The organism is Vibrio rumoiensis (assembly GCF_002218045.2).
In the GTDB taxonomy this organism is placed as follows: Bacteria; Pseudomonadota; Gammaproteobacteria; order Enterobacterales; family Vibrionaceae; genus Vibrio; species Vibrio rumoiensis.
Genome location: NZ_AP018685.1, coordinates 638438 through 654188 on the forward strand (window position 1 = coordinate 638438; position 15751 = coordinate 654188).

The 15751-nt window shown below is 41.6% G+C and carries 15 protein-coding genes; 5 read left to right on the forward strand and 10 right to left on the reverse strand.

The genetic code is table 11. The features are described 5' to 3' along the window. Positions 1–34: 34 nt before the first annotated feature. Complete coding sequence (gene corA / locus VRUMOI_RS02875) at positions 35–988, reverse strand: magnesium/cobalt transporter CorA (RefSeq protein WP_089137938.1); 954 nt, start codon at positions 986–988, stop codon at positions 35–37. A 251-nt stretch (positions 989–1239) separates the two neighbouring features. On the opposite strand from corA, the gene VRUMOI_RS02880 reads away from it, so the two are divergent. The 3 genes from VRUMOI_RS02880 to VRUMOI_RS02890 are packed head-to-tail and all read left to right on the forward strand — an operon-like array spanning position 1240 to position 4455. Beyond that, positions 1240–1680 (forward strand): MarR family transcriptional regulator, encoded by a 441-nt coding sequence (locus VRUMOI_RS02880; RefSeq protein ID WP_089137937.1) that lies wholly within the window; start codon positions 1240–1242, stop codon positions 1678–1680. A 47-nt stretch (positions 1681–1727) separates the two neighbouring features. Then, positions 1728–2912: an efflux RND transporter periplasmic adaptor subunit gene (locus tag VRUMOI_RS02885; protein ID WP_089137936.1), complete on the forward strand. Its 1185-nt coding sequence runs from the start codon at positions 1728–1730 to the stop codon at positions 2910–2912. Between the two features lie 10 nt (positions 2913–2922). Then, positions 2923–4455 carry a DHA2 family efflux MFS transporter permease subunit gene (locus VRUMOI_RS02890; RefSeq protein ID WP_089137935.1) on the forward strand — a complete coding sequence of 511 codons (1533 nt, stop codon included), beginning with the start codon at positions 2923–2925 and terminating at the stop codon, positions 4453–4455. 77 nt (positions 4456–4532) lie between these two features. On the opposite strand, the gene VRUMOI_RS02895 is transcribed toward VRUMOI_RS02890, so the two are convergent. From VRUMOI_RS02895 to argF, 6 genes are all read right to left on the reverse strand, one after another. Then, the gene (locus VRUMOI_RS02895) at positions 4533–6254 is read right to left on the reverse strand and encodes a GGDEF domain-containing protein (protein ID WP_089137934.1); all 1722 of its coding nucleotides are present in this window, start codon (positions 6252–6254) and stop codon (positions 4533–4535) included. Continuing rightward, complete coding sequence (locus tag VRUMOI_RS02900; RefSeq protein ID WP_089137933.1) at positions 6254–6736, reverse strand: hypothetical protein; 483 nt, start codon at positions 6734–6736, stop codon at positions 6254–6256. The genes VRUMOI_RS02895 and VRUMOI_RS02900 overlap by 1 nt, the downstream gene beginning before the upstream one ends. Positions 6737–6875: 139 nt before the next feature. Continuing rightward, on the reverse strand, positions 6876–7265 hold the full coding sequence (locus VRUMOI_RS19405; RefSeq protein ID WP_089137932.1) for a Rid family detoxifying hydrolase: 390 nt from the start codon (positions 7263–7265) through the stop codon (positions 6876–6878). Between the two features lie 30 nt (positions 7266–7295). Next, positions 7296–7757 (reverse strand): aspartate carbamoyltransferase regulatory subunit, encoded by a 462-nt coding sequence (gene pyrI / locus VRUMOI_RS19410; protein WP_089137931.1) that lies wholly within the window; start codon positions 7755–7757, stop codon positions 7296–7298. 15 nt (positions 7758–7772) lie between these two features. After that, positions 7773–8702 carry an aspartate carbamoyltransferase gene (pyrB, locus tag VRUMOI_RS02910; RefSeq protein WP_089137930.1) on the reverse strand — a complete coding sequence of 310 codons (930 nt, stop codon included), beginning with the start codon at positions 8700–8702 and terminating at the stop codon, positions 7773–7775. Between the two features lie 241 nt (positions 8703–8943). Continuing rightward, positions 8944–9948 carry an ornithine carbamoyltransferase gene (gene argF / locus VRUMOI_RS02915; protein ID WP_089137929.1) on the reverse strand — a complete coding sequence of 335 codons (1005 nt, stop codon included), beginning with the start codon at positions 9946–9948 and terminating at the stop codon, positions 8944–8946. Positions 9949–10226: 278 nt separating this feature from the next. Between argF and rraB the strand changes: the two genes are divergently transcribed. Together rraB and VRUMOI_RS02925 are read left to right on the forward strand one after the other, a co-directional pair. Further along, positions 10227–10661, forward strand: a complete 435-nt coding sequence (rraB, locus tag VRUMOI_RS02920) for a ribonuclease E inhibitor RraB (protein WP_231897482.1) — start codon at positions 10227–10229, stop codon at positions 10659–10661. 82 nt (positions 10662–10743) lie between these two features. Further along, positions 10744–11547, forward strand: a complete 804-nt coding sequence (locus VRUMOI_RS02925; RefSeq protein ID WP_089137928.1) for a glycosyl hydrolase 2 galactose-binding domain-containing protein — start codon at positions 10744–10746, stop codon at positions 11545–11547. Positions 11548–11563: 16 nt separating this feature from the next. Here the strand turns inward: VRUMOI_RS02925 and VRUMOI_RS02930 are convergent, their stop codons facing one another. From VRUMOI_RS02930 to VRUMOI_RS02940, 3 genes are all read right to left on the reverse strand, one after another. Continuing rightward, positions 11564–12049 carry a GNAT family N-acetyltransferase gene (locus VRUMOI_RS02930; protein WP_089137927.1) on the reverse strand — a complete coding sequence of 162 codons (486 nt, stop codon included), beginning with the start codon at positions 12047–12049 and terminating at the stop codon, positions 11564–11566. Between the two features lie 137 nt (positions 12050–12186). Next, the gene (locus tag VRUMOI_RS02935) at positions 12187–12639 is read right to left on the reverse strand and encodes a DUF2061 domain-containing protein (RefSeq protein ID WP_089137926.1); all 453 of its coding nucleotides are present in this window, start codon (positions 12637–12639) and stop codon (positions 12187–12189) included. A 245-nt stretch (positions 12640–12884) separates the two neighbouring features. Continuing rightward, positions 12885–15743 carry a valine--tRNA ligase gene (locus tag VRUMOI_RS02940; RefSeq protein WP_089137925.1) on the reverse strand — a complete coding sequence of 953 codons (2859 nt, stop codon included), beginning with the start codon at positions 15741–15743 and terminating at the stop codon, positions 12885–12887. Positions 15744–15751 lie beyond the last annotated feature (8 nt).

Here is a 15751-nt window from a genome sequence, read left to right on the forward strand (position 1 = left end):
GGTTCTATTTTTAGATTATTGATAGACGAAGATGTTATAGCCATCCTTTACGTTTGAAATAAAAGTAAGGGGCAAAGCCAGAAGCGACCATTAATGCTAACGCCATTGGATAACCAAATGTCCAATCTAACTCTGGAATCAAGTGGAAGTTCATTCCGTAAATACTCGCAATTAATGTCGGAGGTAGAAACACCACTGCGGCAATTGAGAAGGTTTTAATGATTTGGTTTTGTTCAATGTTGATGAAACCTTGTGCGGAATCCATCAAGAAGTTGATCTTTTCAAATAAGAAGGTGGTATGCGCCATGAGTGTTTCAATATCACGTACAATTTCACGTAACGTTTCTAGCTCTTCTGGCGTTGATTTTAAGTGGCGCAACAGGAATGAAATCACTCGCTGAGTATCCATTAAACATAAACGAATCTTACCATTACTATCTTCTAGTCGAGCTAAACGACTAATACAATCTTCCCAATCTGCTTCATCTTCTTCCAATACGGTATAGCTGATTTTTTCGAGTTGATGATGAATATCTTCAATAGTATCGGCATGATTTTCGACTTTTTGTTCAAGGATGGTGATGAACAGAGATTGAACATTATTCGATTGAACTTGGCCTTTACGAGCTCGTAAGCGTAATAATCGAAAATCCGCAATGCTGCCTTCACGAATGGTAACTAGTCTATCTTTTTGCAATATCGAGGCGATGTTGACTGTGGTATGGCGCCCTTCACTGGGAGATAAAAATAACGAGTGAACATGCAAGCCTTCATGATCGACAAAATAGCGTGAAGAGGCTTCGATTTCTTCTACATCATTCGCTCCCGGAATTTGGATTTTTAATTGTTGTGATAGCAAATATCGTTCTTCATTGCTTGGATCGTGCGCGTCAATCCAGTCAGCTTGATTAATCAGAGAGGGTAAGTCGTCTTGTTCGTTATAGCTGATTTCTTGAATGAAACCGTTATTGATCTTAAAAAATCTCATGGAAATCGTGTTCTTTTTATGGTGGACGAATGCTCTTATCTTAGCATGGCTGCTACTTAACTTAATTATTTCCCTCAAGAAAGCTGACTTATATCGATAAGCGAATTATCGCCACGACAACTTAAGTTTAGTGCGATATTTAATTGGTTACATTTTGAAATATTCATTGACACTTTCCTGCCTAGGCAAGTAAAATTTCAACCTACTTGCCTAGGCAGGTAAATTTGGCTGGCAACATTTTAAGGCACCTTATGACGAATCCTTCTTATATCAATGCTTCTGGAATCCCGTTAGGGAAGTTAATTGGATTGGTGAATCAGCATAAAGAACGTTTGCTTCATCAATACTTAACGCCAATCGATATCAGCTCTGCTCAATTTAAAGTGTTAGCTGCGATCGAATTTGATGGCACTAAATCTCCAGCAGAGATCAGCAAGCTATTAGCTATCGATTGTGGCTCAATGACCCGCATGGTGGAGCGTTTGATGAAAAAGTCTCTATTAGAAAAGCAGCCTAACCCAGAAGATAAAAGGGGCGTCATATTATTGTTAACCCCGGAAGGTAAGGTGGTATTGAATGAGTGCATCGCGGTTATTGAAAGCCAGGTAAGCCCTTCACTTGTGGGAGACTTATCTCCTGATGAAGTAAAACAATTAAGTGGTTTATTAGAACGATTGTTACCCAGCGCTTAAGTTACCTAGGCAAAATATAATTATATTGATGATCAAATGGTTGAATCATGAAAAATACAGAACAAAACATTGAAGCTGCTGTAAAACCGAGAAGCAAACGTAAAACGTCTTTTCTCATCTTATTGGTTGCATTATTGGTGATCGGTGGCGCTTGGTTTGCTTATTACGAGCTTTATGCCAAATTTGTCCAAGAAACCGATGATGCTTATGTGAATGGCAACCTAGTGACGGTTTCTCCGCAAATTGCAGGTACCGTTACTAAGGTGATCCCTGATGAAGGTGATTTTGTTAAGCAAGGTCAAGTATTAGTTAGCCTTGACTCTAACGATACCCAAATTGCTTTGCAAAATGCCGAAGCTCAGTTAGCAAGTAAGGTGCGCGAAGTGCGTGGTATGTATGCGGCTGCGGATAACTTTAAAGCGAAAGTTGAAACCAGTAAAGTGGAATATCGCCAAGCGCTAAACGATTATAATCGTCGTAAAAACTTAGTCGCGAAAGGGGCTATTTCGAAAGAAGATTTGATTCACTATCGCGATACATTAGAAGCGGCTAAGAGCCAATTAGAAGCCGCTGAGCAATCATTACAAATGACGGTTGCCTTGGTAGACAATACGGTTTTAGCGACTCATCCTGGTGTGAAGTCTGCGGTTGCTGCATTACGTAAAAGTTATTTAGATAATAGCCGTACTCAAATTGTTGCTCCAGTGAGTGGTTATGTGGCTAAGCGTGCAGTGCAATTAGGTAGTCAAGTACAACCTGGTAGCCAATTAATGGCGATTGTGCCTCTTCATCAAGTTTGGGTGGATGCTAACTTCAAAGAAAGCCAAATGAAAGATATGCGCATTGGCCAACCGGTGACGCTGACTTCTGACCTATATGGTGAAGACGTTGAATATAAAGGCGAAATTGAAAGTTTGGGTATTGGTACTGGTAGTGCGTTTTCTCTATTACCTGCACAGAATGCGAGCGGTAACTGGATCAAGATTGTTCAACGTTTACCTGTGAAAATTCACTTAGATGCACAAAACCAAGATAAGTATCCTCTGCGTATTGGTTTATCTATGGTGGCGAAGGTGGATATTAAAGATACCGATGGCAAGCTTTTAGCGAAACATGCCAAAAAACAAGCTCGTTACAATACTGATGTTTACCAGCATTCACTTGAAGAAGTCGATAAGTTGGTTGCAAAAATATTACATGACAATGTTGGTGTAACCGCAGCGGCGCAATAGTGGGGCGTTCATGAACGATCAAACATATACGCCTCCTAGCTTACCTCTTGCAGTTTTGGCTTTAGCGTTAGCCACGTTTATGCAAGTGCTCGATAGTACGATTGCTAATGTTGCTTTGCCGACGATTGCCGGTAATTTAGGGGTAAGCTCAGAGCAAAGTACTTGGGTTATTACCTCTTTTGCGGTGTGTAATGCGATTGCGTTGCCGCTTACAGGGTGGTTTTCTCGTCGAATTGGGCAGCTGAGGCTGTTCATTTTATCGGTCGCGTTATTTACGCTTTCGTCATTCCTATGTGGAATTGCGACCAGCATGCCTGAATTAATCGTGTTCCGTGCCCTACAAGGCTTTTTTGCCGGCCCAATGTTTCCGATGTGTCAGACTTTATTGCTGGCGATATTCCCATCGGTAAAGCGTGGTGCGGCATTAGCATTGATCTCAATGGTAACGGTGGTTGCTCCAATCGTTGGCCCTATCACAGGTGGTTGGATAACGGATAACTACTCTTGGCCGTGGATCTTTTTCATCAATATACCGATTGGTATTTTCTGTTGCACAGTCGTTTGGCAGCAACTGAAAGATCGAGTGGATGTTACGGCTAAAATGCCGATTGATTTCATTGGGATTGCCTTATTAGTACTTGGGGTTGGCTTATTGCAAGTTGTATTGGATCTCGGTAATGATGCAGACTGGTTTGCCTCGACTCATATTGTCGTCATGACCTGTATTGCAGTGGTTGCCTTGATTTCATTTGTGATTTGGGAATTAACCGACGATCACCCGATAGTCAATTTATATCTATTTAGAGACCGTAATTACACCGTTGGGACTATTGCGCTGGTATTGAGCTATGCCGCTTTCTTTGCGATTAATATTATTTTGCCTCAATGGTTACAAATTTATATGGGGTATACCTCTATTTGGGCGGGACTTGCATCGGCACCGATGGGCGTTTTACCGTTCTTATTAACCCCTTTGGTTGGTCGGTATGCACATAAAACGGATATGAGATCATTAGCCACTATATCATTCGTAGTGATCGGTTTATCTTGCTTTATGCGTTCGAATTTTAATACGTTTGTTGATTTCTCTACGATTGCAGAAGTGCAGTTATTTATGGGAATTGGAGTGGCGTTTATGTTTATGCCATTAACGACAATATTTTTATCGAATCTTAATGGGCAAGAAATTGCAGATGCTTCAGGTTTAACGACTTTCTTACGTGTATTGGGGGGGAGTTTTGCATCATCACTCACTACATGGTTATGGACTCGTCGAGCGGATTTTCATCACGCGACGTTGACGGAACATGTTAGTAACTATGAGCCTGCAGCCGTTAATTATTTACATAAGATGGGAGGGGAAAGCCAAGCTAATTTAGCGGCAGTTGACCACATCATCACGACACAAGCTTATATGAACTCAACGATCGACTATTTTTACATGCTTGGTTGGTTATTCTTCTTCTTGGTGGTCATTATTTGGTTTGCGAAAGGACCATTTATTAAATCAGGTGGAGCGGCACCGGCATCCGCTGGACACTAATCTAACTTTTGTATGAATATGATCGAAAAGGAGCGAATGATTTCACTCCTTTTTATTATTGATCCGAGTATCTTGTCTTATCCATTAGGATTCATTTCTAATTCAATGCTAGCGAGTGTTGTCGCTTTCTTCATGGTTTTGGGGGGTAACAATGTTATTTGGCCAAATATCTGAGCTAATTCTAATAGCACTTTTTGTTTCGCCGGCGAGTTAGGTAAGCTGCCTGGTATCCAGTAATCGACATACACTATATTGGATATTTCAATCAGATCATCGGTTCCGATTTGCTCTACAGCGATCTTAATCGACGTCTCTTTTATACGCGCTAATAACGAGTCGCTTATTTTTGCTAAGTTTGGTAATCCAAATATTACCTGTCGCCCCAATGATTGGTGTATTTCGGTCTTAATTAATTGCTCTAATTGATAAGGGGTATGTAGCCGAATCAAAATGGGTTGAGAGGTGAGCTGACAAGCCGATTCCAATAGAAGAGGTAAAGTAAGTAATAAGATACTTTGTTCAGCCAACCAATTGATAGCACATAAAGAATTATCGTCCTTCCAGGTTAGATGAAATTCGACAACATCATTCTGTTGAGTCACAGGGTTACAAAGTGGACTGAGTCGAATGGAAAGTGGGCAAGTTGATTGAGGATTTTTAACCCAGTCTTGTAATTTTTCTACGTTAGACTTACTGCGATCAACACGAAAAACGCTATCAGCATAAAATGCATAATCTTCATTGCTGCCTTGCTTGGTTTCATTTAAGGCATGGATTGCTTGGTCTAATAGGGTTTCAGCATCCGGTTGATTATTCTCATCGGTATAAGTGATGCCGAGACGAACTAAGACCGGAAACTGGTGATCGTCCGATTGATAATCAAATTCAAGTTGAGATTTGAGTTCTTTTATCCAGTGCGCCAAATTGGCCTGAGCACCTGAATAAGTGCCCACCAGTACAAATTCATCACCGCCAAGGCGGAAAGCATGGCAATCTTTGAGTAACGAAAGTTGATTCGCGAACTCGACTAATACTTGATCACCAACCTGATAACCGATTTGATCATTAATTTGTTTAAAGCGTTTTAGATCGATAGCGCATAGGCTTAAGGCTTTTTTTCGTTTTAATTGTTGTTTTACATAGTGAGTTAAAGCTCGTCGGTTCCCAAGTTGAGTTAAAGGATCAAGCGTTGCTAGTTTCGATGAGCGTCGGGTTAGCCTTAATAAGGCAATGGAAAGTAAAACGGTAATGATAAAAACCGATAGTTGCCAAAATTGAATAAGATCATTATTTTGGCGAGTGCCTTCACTAATACTGCTAGTGAGTACACGGCTAAGAGAATAATTTAAGTTTAATAAGTCATCTTTTACTTGAGCGATCTTGTTCGCAAAGGCCGCGGAATGTAATACCTCTGGATGGTTCAAGTCATCCTCTAAACTTTTTATGCGAGCAAATAGAGTTTTGACGTCTTTGGTCACACTAGGATGACGTTTACGTAAAACTTCAGTGGTGCTTGCTTCTAAAAAGAGTTGTAGTCTGTTCCAAACCAAATCATAGCTCTCTGTGAGATCCGATAGTGGCGCCGCTCCTAATCGATATAAATGTACTTGATATAGAAAGTTTTCCGATTGGTATAGCATTCTATTGGCGTACCAATTTGTTGAACGATAAAAACGATCAATACTGCGATTATTTTCCTTTTGTAAGTAAAAACTCCACAAAAAACCGGAAGTGAAAATCGCTAATAACATGATAAAGGCCGTATTTATCATGATGTTTCTTGGGATATTCAGGCGCATTATAAAGCTCTTATTTTATTCACCTGCCAAACCGATTGGTTTAGTAGCTTCTCATCGGAAATAAACTTAGGATTTTGATCAAAAGGCACTAAAACCCATAATGGACCTTTATTTCGTAACGTCATGTTTTTAGAGTCTTGCTGTAATGCGAGAACAAAGGGATATTTTTGAAGATCTTTGATGCCAATATCATAGGAATAACCATTGAGGGCGTATATCCGGATGCCATTAAGTGGCTGTGATAACTTATCGATAATTAGATTTAATTTTGGCCCTTGGTAACTATGGATACCTTTTGTCCAAGGTGTCGATGTCGTAAAGGTAGTTTGCGGCAAGCTTTCTAACTCTTCACGAGTTAAGCTTATGCGTTGTCCTGAAGCGGACTCTAAGGTTAAGAGCACGGCCGACTGGGCAAAACTAGAGCTAGTAAACAATAGGAGCACTAGGGCGAATTGAAGGCGAAATAACATCATGAATTTCATGGGGATAAATTATCCTACGTGTGAATACTCCTACATTCTAACATTACTCTGACAATGACTTCTATCGTGTTGGTGTTTTTTTAATCAAAAAAGGGAGGCTTATTGGCCTCCCTTCGTTATTTATTACGATGGTTGAATGCTATTTACGAACCGCAATCGCTTCGATTTCAATGCCAACATCTTTAGGTAGACGAGCCACTTCCACACAAGAACGCGCAGGGTAGTTGGCAACGTCATGCTCATCAAAGAATGCACCGTAAACTTCATTGACTGCGACAAAGTCATTTAAGTCTTTTACAAATACGGTCATTTTAACAATATCACCAACCGTTAAGCCTGAAGATTCGACAACCGCTTTAACGTTATCTAAAGACTGACGAGCTTGAGCCGTAATTTCTGCAGGTACTTCACCCGTTGTTGGGTTCACTGGAATCTGGCCTGAAGTCATTACCATGCTACCAAGATCAACGCCTTGAACGTATGGGCCAATCGCAGCGGGTGCAGATTCAGTATGCAGTACTTTAGTCATTATCTTTTCCTTGTTATTGCGTGGTAAGAATTATTTCTCTGTCATGATTTCGCGAGAAAAACTTTTCTCACAATACTTACACTTTAAGCGAATATCATCATTTTTTTCAATCACAGTAAAGCTGCTTGCGACTGGCTCGTTATGAGTAATGCAATTGCTGTTTGCACAATTGAATACATCAGTCACCACTTTAGGCAAAGTGAGCGCCAGTTTTTTAACGACTTGATAATCTTCAATTTGGTTAACGGTAGCGTGGGGTGCATATAAAGCCAGTTTCTGCGCTTGTTCTTCACTGATAAAAGTATTCTCAATTTTCAGCAAATCCTTAGCACCGAGAGCCGAAGAGGGCAGATTTAAACCGACCGTCACTCTTTCATTTGAGTTATCCATTTCAAATAACTTCAGGACTTTGATACCAATATTGGCAGGAATATGGTCGATCACGGTGCCATTTTTAATGGCTTCAACTTGTAATTGATATTGCTTAGACATGGAAGGCCTCCGTGATTATAAGGTTTGGTTTAAAACAAGCGCGAGTAGAGCGGTACGGGCATAAACGCCATTTTCTGCTTGTTCGAAATAATAAGCGTATGGGGTTTTATCAACATCAACTGTAATTTCATCGACGCGAGGGAGAGGGTGAAGCACTTTCAAGTTATCTTTAGCGGGGCTCAATGCCGCTGCCGTTAATACAAAAGCGGATTTTATATGCGCGTATTCGGATTCATCAAAACGCTCTTTTTGTACGCGCGTCATGTATAAGATATCGAGCTTCGGAATCACTTCATCCATATCGGTATGCAGACTATATTCAATCCCAGCGTCATCAAGCTCTTCACAAATATAATCAGGCATCGCGAGCGCTTCAGGGGCCACAAAGTAAAAACGCACATTGCTGAATTTAGCCAGTGCTTGCGTTAATGAGTGGACAGTACGGCCGTATTTTAAGTCACCAACAAACGCGATGTTGATATTATCTAAGGTGCCTTGGGTTTCATAAATACTGTACAGATCGAGCAAGGTTTGAGTTGGATGTTGGTTTGAACCATCGCCGGCGTTGATGATCGGCGTGTCGTTTGAAAATTCTGAAGCTAAACGAGCCGCCCCTTCTTGTGGGTGGCGCATCACAAAAGCATCGACATAAGAAGAAATGATGCGGATGGAATCGGCAAGCGTTTCCCCTTTATTCGCATGGGACGTGTTGCCGGCATTATCAAAGCCAATCACGCTGCCGCCAATACGTTGAATCGCGGTTTCAAAAGACAATCGAGTACGAGTCGAAGGCTCAAAGAAACAACTCGCCACGACTTTACCTTTGATTAATTCAGGTTGAGGGTTCTCTTTAATTTGCGCGGCAGTTTGAATGATTAATTCAAGCTCCTGACGAGACAGTTCGGGAATGGAAATAATGTGCTTTTGATAGAGCGAGTTCGCCATGATTTGTCCTTACATTCACGCTAGAAACAGATACAAAAAAGCCTCCCAAATAAGGAGGCTTGATCACGAAGGAATAAAAGCAATAACAGAATTAAATAAGCCCATTTGCTTAAAGCAAAATTTGGTGTTTTGGCTTAACGGTCGCATTGCTCACTCCTTTGATAATTGGCGGAAATTATACTCCCAATAAAAGTAAGCGCAAGCGTTTGCTAAAGCTCCGAGTGAATAATTGTTTTCGTTATTATTCGCCTAATGTCGCCACCATCACGGCTTTAATGGTATGCATGCGGTTTTCCGCTTGGTCAAAGACAATCGAGTAATCCGATTCAAACACCTCTTCGGTGACTTCCAACCCTTTCATGCCATATTTGTCAGCCACTTCTTTACCAACGGTGGTTTCGTCATTATGAAAAGCCGGTAAGCAATGCATGAATTTTACATTTGGGTTATTGGTCGCTTTGATCACATCCATATTGATTTGATATGGCGTCATCAAGGCAACACGTTCATCCCAAGCATCCGCCGCTTCACCCATAGAAACCCACACATCGGTATATAAGAAATCACAGCCTTGAACACCTTCGGCCACATCTTCAGTGAGCGTGATTTTAGCGCCAGTACTTTGGGCAATAGTTTGACAAGTTTCAACTAGGCTTTCTTCCGGCCAAAATGCTTTTGGTGCAACAAGGCGTATATCGACTCCCATTTTTGCCGCGCCAACCATTAATGAATTCCCCATGTTGTTTCGTGCATCCCCTAAGTAAGCAAAACTCACCTCATTTAAAGGCTTGTCTTGGCTGTACTCTTGCATGGTAAGAAAGTCGGCTAGAATTTGAGTCGGGTGAAATTCATCGGTTAAACCATTCCATACCGGAACGCCTGCATGTTCACCTAACTCTTCGACAATCGCTTGTCCGTAACCGCGATATTCAATGCCATCATACATACGCCCTAAAACACGAGCCGTGTCTTTCATCGATTCTTTGTGGCCAATTTGCGAGCCAGAAGGGCCTAGATAAGAAACCTGAGCGCCTTGATCAAATGCGGCCACTTCAAAAGCACAACGAGTACGTGTGGATGATTTTTCAAAGATTAGAGCAATATTTTTACCAATTAATGACTTCTTCTCACAACCTGCGTATTTTGCTCGTTTAAGATCGCGAGATAAGCCTAGTAAAAAGTCGATTTCCTTTGGTGTGAAATCTAACAGTTTCAAGAAATTGCGGTTGCGTAAGTTGAAAGCCATAACGACGTCCTTGTGAGTCTGTGGTAAACGTTATTTATACATAAAAATGCCAATAAAGTGAATTTTTATTTATTTCTGGTGCATGGTGAATCTCAATATGAATCGGATTCATCTATTTTCATCATAGGTCAGCCTATTATCGATGGACATATTACGTTATGTCGTTGATCTTTTATCGTCAACATCCTTCATATTAACGCTTACTTAGTATGAGCTTTCATGGCAAAATACACCGTATTAATCTACATTGAAAATTCGCCCACACTGGAGCTTAAGCTATGTCTAATAATGATCAATCTATGCAAGACGATTACATGTCGGTAGAAGAACTGATTGAATTTCAAAAAGAAGAAACACGTGAAATTATCGCAGCATTGATTGAAGATGGTAGTGATCCTGATGCGCTTTACGATATTGAACACCACCTTTTTGCTGAAGACTTTGAAACATTAGAAAAAGCGGTGATGGAAGCTTTTCAAATGGGGTTTGAAGTCTTAGAAGCCGAAGAAACGGAAGACGAAGACGGCACTAAGGTATTGTGCTGTGATGCGATCATGCAATCGGCTTTAGATGCTAATGTTATTGATGAGCAAGTTGAGAAACTGGTTCATTTAGCTGAGAAATTTGACATCATTTATGACGGCTGGGGCACTTTTTATGAAGGTGAGGATGCGATTTATGATGAAGAAAATGATGATTACGATAACGAATAACGTTTTTCTCACTCGTTGATCGAATAAATACCAGCTGCTGAGAGCTGGTATTTTTATATCTACTATTGAATCATGGATGATTATGCATTTTTTACTTGATGGCCTTTGGCAACTTTCACCTTTAACCGATTTATCGATACCTCAAGCGGATATCGCTTTTCCTGCTAAATTGAGCTCGGTACTACCGAGTCACTTGACTGAGCAGGAGATAGATCAGCAAGAATGGCATTTAATGCATGATATTGAAGTTGACCAATCAATGCTCGAGCTTGCAGGGGTGGATCTCGTTATCGATGGTATCGATCGTTATGCTGAGGTACGAGTTGGTGGAATTGCAGTGTTTGATTGTGATGGTAGTCAATATCGTTATCAAAAAGATATTCAACCTTACTTAAATTTAGGCAAAAACCGAATTGAGATCCTGTTGTTAGAGCCCGATGAAGATTTCTTGATTGAGGAAGAGACGCCAGTTTGTCACTTAGGGGAGCCGGTGAGTGATAGCCACATTGTCAGTGGGATTAAACGCACACCTTTTTTACGCTTGGTTCGTAATGTTCGATTACAACATGTGGTGACCGAGCAAATTTGGCATCATGGTGGTGGCTGTGAATTAAAGGTCGATGTGTATTATTCGACCTTAAAGCCTGGGTTAGTTTCAACAAAAATAAAATACGAAGGGATGACCTACACCATACCTTTAGATGTCAGAAGCGATCATGTTACGGCTATTTTCCAAGTCGACGCCCCTAAACAAGCGATTATTGAGCAAGGCAGTAACCTGGCTTTATCTGGTAGCACTGAACTTTATGTTCACCTAGACGGCTATCATTTTACGTTTGATGTTGCTTTATCTGAAACGCAAAGTATTAGTCATTATCCATTGTGAGTCGTATCGGGAGGGGTTATAGCGCTTTTGCCATGACCACTTCACAATCACTGTGGCCAGTATTTCCCCAAGGTGCGTCAAGGTGCCGGAAACCTAACCTTTGGTATAAAGCCAGCGCGGCTTTTAGTTCAGCCGTTGATTCCAAGTAGCATTCTTCAAAGCCAATTTTTCTGGCTTGCTTAAAGCAAGTGTCTATCAATTTTTGCGCGTAACCTTGACCGCGAGCATGATTCAAAATGTACATCTTTTGTAATTCACATACTTCAGGCTTGCCTGCTAAGGGCGCAATTCCCGCACCACCGACCACTTGATTATCTTGATCAACCAGTACCCAATAATAAGATTGCTCCGCTTGATAGACTTCAAACAAAGTGTCCAAAGTAGGATCAGCAACGCTGTAGCCTTTATCGGCGGTTAAGCCAAATTCAGCTGAAACATTACGAATAACTTGAGCGATTTGAGGGTTATCTTGTGGTTGAATAGAGCGAATAGTGTAAGACATGGTGTGGTGTCATTCTCAATAAAACGATGATTAGAGAGAGTTTACCTTAATCACCATGAGCAATAAAAATAAAAACGCCCATAAATATTCGGAGTCATGGGCGTTCTGGCTTTGCTTTAATCAGGTCTTTTAATGATTCAATAGACTTTTGCTTGGTCATTTTTCACTTCTGAAATTTCAATGCTGTGTTGTTGTAGATCGTGGTGATGGCAATGTAGGCTTAATTTTGCTTTCTCATTACGTTGCCATACTCGTTCGTGAAAGTAGAACACCACGGTATTAATACTAGGCTCCAATGCCGCCATTAAACCGCCTACAAATAAATCTCCCGTTAATAAGTAGACCACAAGGAAAGCAACGCTAAAGTGTAAAACAGCAAAGCTAGCGGTTTTACGGCTTGGTTTTAGCATCGCAAGACGAGCCCACTTTGGTTGCTGCCACGCTTTTTCATGAAAGTAGAACGCCACGGTATTGACCATAGGTTCAATCATCGCAATTAAGCTACCGAGGATAATGTCACCAGTAAGTAGGTAGGCAACCGTGAATGCCACACTAAAGTGTAAGATTGCGAATGTGAATGTCTTTTTCATTGTGACTCCGAATAATGTCATTGTTGATTTGTTGACTACATTATTGCGAATAATTCTCATTTCGTAAAGTGCAAGTTTATTTATTTCTTTAATAGGTAAAAACTATTAATTCTGTTTTTGAATATAAAATTCAGTCTGCCTTGTGTGAGTAAACTTAAGATAGGGGCTCTTGACGTGAAAAAAAGGCTAACCTACTGGTCAGCCTTTATGGATATTAACGATATCCGAGATTATGATTTGAATCTTTACAGCGCTGCAATCGTTGCTTTTTGCTCTTCTAGCTTAACCAAGGTTTCTTGGTAGCCGTCAAGTTTAGCGCGCTCTGCAGCAACTACCGCTTCTGGCGCTTTAGCAACAAAACCTTGATTGTTTAGCTTGCCTTCGATGCGTTTGATTTCACCTTGGGTCTTCGCCACTTCTTTATCAAGACGAGCCAGTTCAGCATCTTTATCAATCAGACCTGCCATTGGGATCATGATGGTTGATTTGCCAACTAGTGACGTTGCACACGCTGGGGTTTCTTCACCTTCAGCCAATACTTTCACATCTTCAAGTTTACCTAGAGAGCTTAACACCGCTAGGTTATCTTCAAGACGTTTAGCATCAATTGCATCGGCTTTCAGCATGATAGAAAGCGGTACGCTTGGTGCAATGTCGTACTCTGCACGTAGGTTACGGATACAGGTGATGAATTGTTTCACCCACTCGATATCGTCTAGTGCTTTTTGATCGAAGTTGTTTTCATCAAACTGAGGCATTGCCTGAGTCATGATGGTATCGCCTTCAACACCATCAACCAGAGGTTTCACACTTTGCCAAATAGATTCTGTGATGTATGGGATCACAGGGTGAGCAAGACGTAATGTTTTCTCTAGTACCGTAATCAATGTGCGGCGCGTAGCACGTTGCTTCGCTTCCGTTCCTTTCCATAAAACAGGCTTAGTCAGTTCTAAGTACCAGTCACAGAATTGGTTCCAGATGAATTCGTATAGAGTGTTAGCAGCCATATCAAGACGGAAGTTTTCGATATGAGCGTTGAACTCTTTAGCGGCAATTTCGAATTGAGATTCAATCCATTTATCCGCTAGAGAATATTCAAGCTCCGCACCTTCGGCAAAACCGCAATCTTGCTCTTCAGTATTCATCAATACGTAACGGCTAGCGTTCCATAGTTTGTTACAGAAGTTACGGTAACCTTCAAGACGTTTCATATCCCAGTTGATGTCACGACCAGTTGAAGCCATGGCGGCTAGGGTGAAACGAAGTGCATCGGTACCATAAGGTTCGATACCGTTTTCGAAGGTTTTACGAGTATTTTTCTCAATCTTCTTAGCAAGTTGAGGCTGCATCATGTTGCCACAACGCTTTTCAACTAACGATTCAAGATCAATACCGTCAATCATATCGATTGGGTCAAGCACGTTACCTTTTGATTTCGACATCTTATCGCCGTTTTCATCACGGATAAGGCCGGTCATGTAAACGGTTTTGAATGGTACTTGTGGTTTACCATCTTCATCTTTCACGAAGTGCATGGTCATCATGATCATACGTGCAACCCAGAAGAAGATGATGTCAAAACCAGACACCAATACATCCGTTGGGTGGAAAGTTGAAAGATCTTGCGTTTTTTCTGGCCAGCCCATTGTGCCGAAAGTCCAAAGTGCAGATGAGAACCAAGTATCTAATACGTCATCGTCTTGGCGCAGAACGATCACTGGATCAAGGTTGTTTTTCTCGCGAACTTCTTCTTCAGTACGTCCGACATACACGTTGCCGTTGTTGTCATACCAAGCCGGGATACGGTGGCCCCACCAAAGTTGACGAGAGATACACCAGTCTTGTACATCACGCATCCACGCAAAGTACATGTTCTCATATTGCTTAGGTACGAATTGAATCTCGCCATCTTCTACCGCTTTCACTGCAGGTGCCGCTAAAGGCGCAGTGCGAACATACCATTGGTCGGTGAGCATTGGTTCAATAACCACACCACCACGGTCACCATAAGGCACAGTCAGATCGTGATCTTTGACTTCTTCTAATAAGCCTAAAGATTCCATTTCAGCAACCAATGCTTTACGAGCAGCAAAACGCTCCATGCCTTGGTATTGTGCTGGAATGTCTGTGCTATAAACATCAGAAGGTTCACCTGTCGTAGTAAAGACTTCTGCCGCATCGCGAATATCAGCGTTAAGCGTCAAAATATTAATCATTGGAAGCTGGTGGCGTTTACCTACTTCATAATCGTTAAAGTCGTGTGCAGGGGTGATTTTCACACAACCAGTGCCTTTTTCCATGTCTGCGTGTTCATCCGCAACGATTGGAATACGGCGATTAACAATAGGTAAGATGATGTCTTTGCCGATGATATCTTTGTAGCGTGGATCTTCTGGGTTAACCGCAACGCCAGTATCACCAAGTACGGTTTCAGGACGGGTGGTCGCTACGACAATGTAGTCTTTGCCTTCCGCCGTTTTCACGCCATCGGCTAATGGGTAGCGGAAGTGCCACATGTGGCCTTTTTTATCTTTATTTTCAACTTCTAGATCAGAAATCGCAGTGTGCAGTTTTGGATCCCAGTTTACTAGGCGTTTGCCACGATAAATAAGGTCATCTTCGTAAAGACGTACAAATACTTCACGAGTGGCATTAGATAGGCCATCATCCATGGTAAAGCGCTCACGATCCCAATCGACAGATGCACCAAGACGACGAAGCTGGCGAGTGATGTTGCCACCTGACTCAGCTTTCCAATCCCAAATTTTATCGATAAACGCTTCACGACCGTAATCGTGTTTGGTTTTGCCTTCTTCAGCGGCGATCTTACGCTCTACTACCATTTGAGTCGCAATACCTGCATGGTCAGTACCGACTTGCCACAAGGTATTTTTGCCCTTCATGCGCTCGCAGCGGATCAAGGTATCCATAATGGTATCTTGGAAGGCGTGGCCCATGTGAAGACTACCGGTGACGTTCGGTGGTGGAATGACAATGCTGTAGGCTGGTTTTGATGTATCACCGTGAGGCTTAAAGTAACCAGCCTCTTCCCAACGCTGGTATAGCGCTTGTTCAATTGATGTTGGGTTATATGTCTTTTCCATAGTCTTCT

Excerpts from the sequence above, each read along its gene's own strand:
- corA (WP_089137938.1), bottom strand. The coding sequence starts at position 988 with ATGAGATTTTTTAAGATCAATAACGGTTTCATTCAAGAAATCAGCTAT.
- VRUMOI_RS02880 (WP_089137937.1), top strand. The coding sequence starts at position 1,240 with ATGACGAATCCTTCTTATATCAATGCTTCTGGAATCCCGTTAGGGAAG.
- VRUMOI_RS02885 (WP_089137936.1), top strand. The coding sequence starts at position 1,728 with ATGAAAAATACAGAACAAAACATTGAAGCTGCTGTAAAACCGAGAAGC.
- VRUMOI_RS02890 (WP_089137935.1), top strand. The coding sequence starts at position 2,923 with ATGAACGATCAAACATATACGCCTCCTAGCTTACCTCTTGCAGTTTTG.
- VRUMOI_RS02895 (WP_089137934.1), bottom strand. The coding sequence starts at position 6,254 with ATGCGCCTGAATATCCCAAGAAACATCATGATAAATACGGCCTTTATC.
- VRUMOI_RS02900 (WP_089137933.1), bottom strand. The coding sequence starts at position 6,736 with ATGAAATTCATGATGTTATTTCGCCTTCAATTCGCCCTAGTGCTCCTA.
- VRUMOI_RS19405 (WP_089137932.1), bottom strand. The coding sequence starts at position 7,265 with ATGACTAAAGTACTGCATACTGAATCTGCACCCGCTGCGATTGGCCCA.
- pyrI (WP_089137931.1), bottom strand. The coding sequence starts at position 7,757 with ATGTCTAAGCAATATCAATTACAAGTTGAAGCCATTAAAAATGGCACC.
- pyrB (WP_089137930.1), bottom strand. The coding sequence starts at position 8,702 with ATGGCGAACTCGCTCTATCAAAAGCACATTATTTCCATTCCCGAACTG.
- argF (WP_089137929.1), bottom strand. The coding sequence starts at position 9,948 with ATGGCTTTCAACTTACGCAACCGCAATTTCTTGAAACTGTTAGATTTC.
- rraB (WP_231897482.1), top strand. The coding sequence starts at position 10,227 with ATGTCTAATAATGATCAATCTATGCAAGACGATTACATGTCGGTAGAA.
- VRUMOI_RS02925 (WP_089137928.1), top strand. The coding sequence starts at position 10,744 with ATGCATTTTTTACTTGATGGCCTTTGGCAACTTTCACCTTTAACCGAT.
- VRUMOI_RS02930 (WP_089137927.1), bottom strand. The coding sequence starts at position 12,049 with ATGTCTTACACTATTCGCTCTATTCAACCACAAGATAACCCTCAAATC.
- VRUMOI_RS02935 (WP_089137926.1), bottom strand. The coding sequence starts at position 12,639 with ATGAAAAAGACATTCACATTCGCAATCTTACACTTTAGTGTGGCATTC.
- VRUMOI_RS02940 (WP_089137925.1), bottom strand. The coding sequence starts at position 15,743 with ATGGAAAAGACATATAACCCAACATCAATTGAACAAGCGCTATACCAG.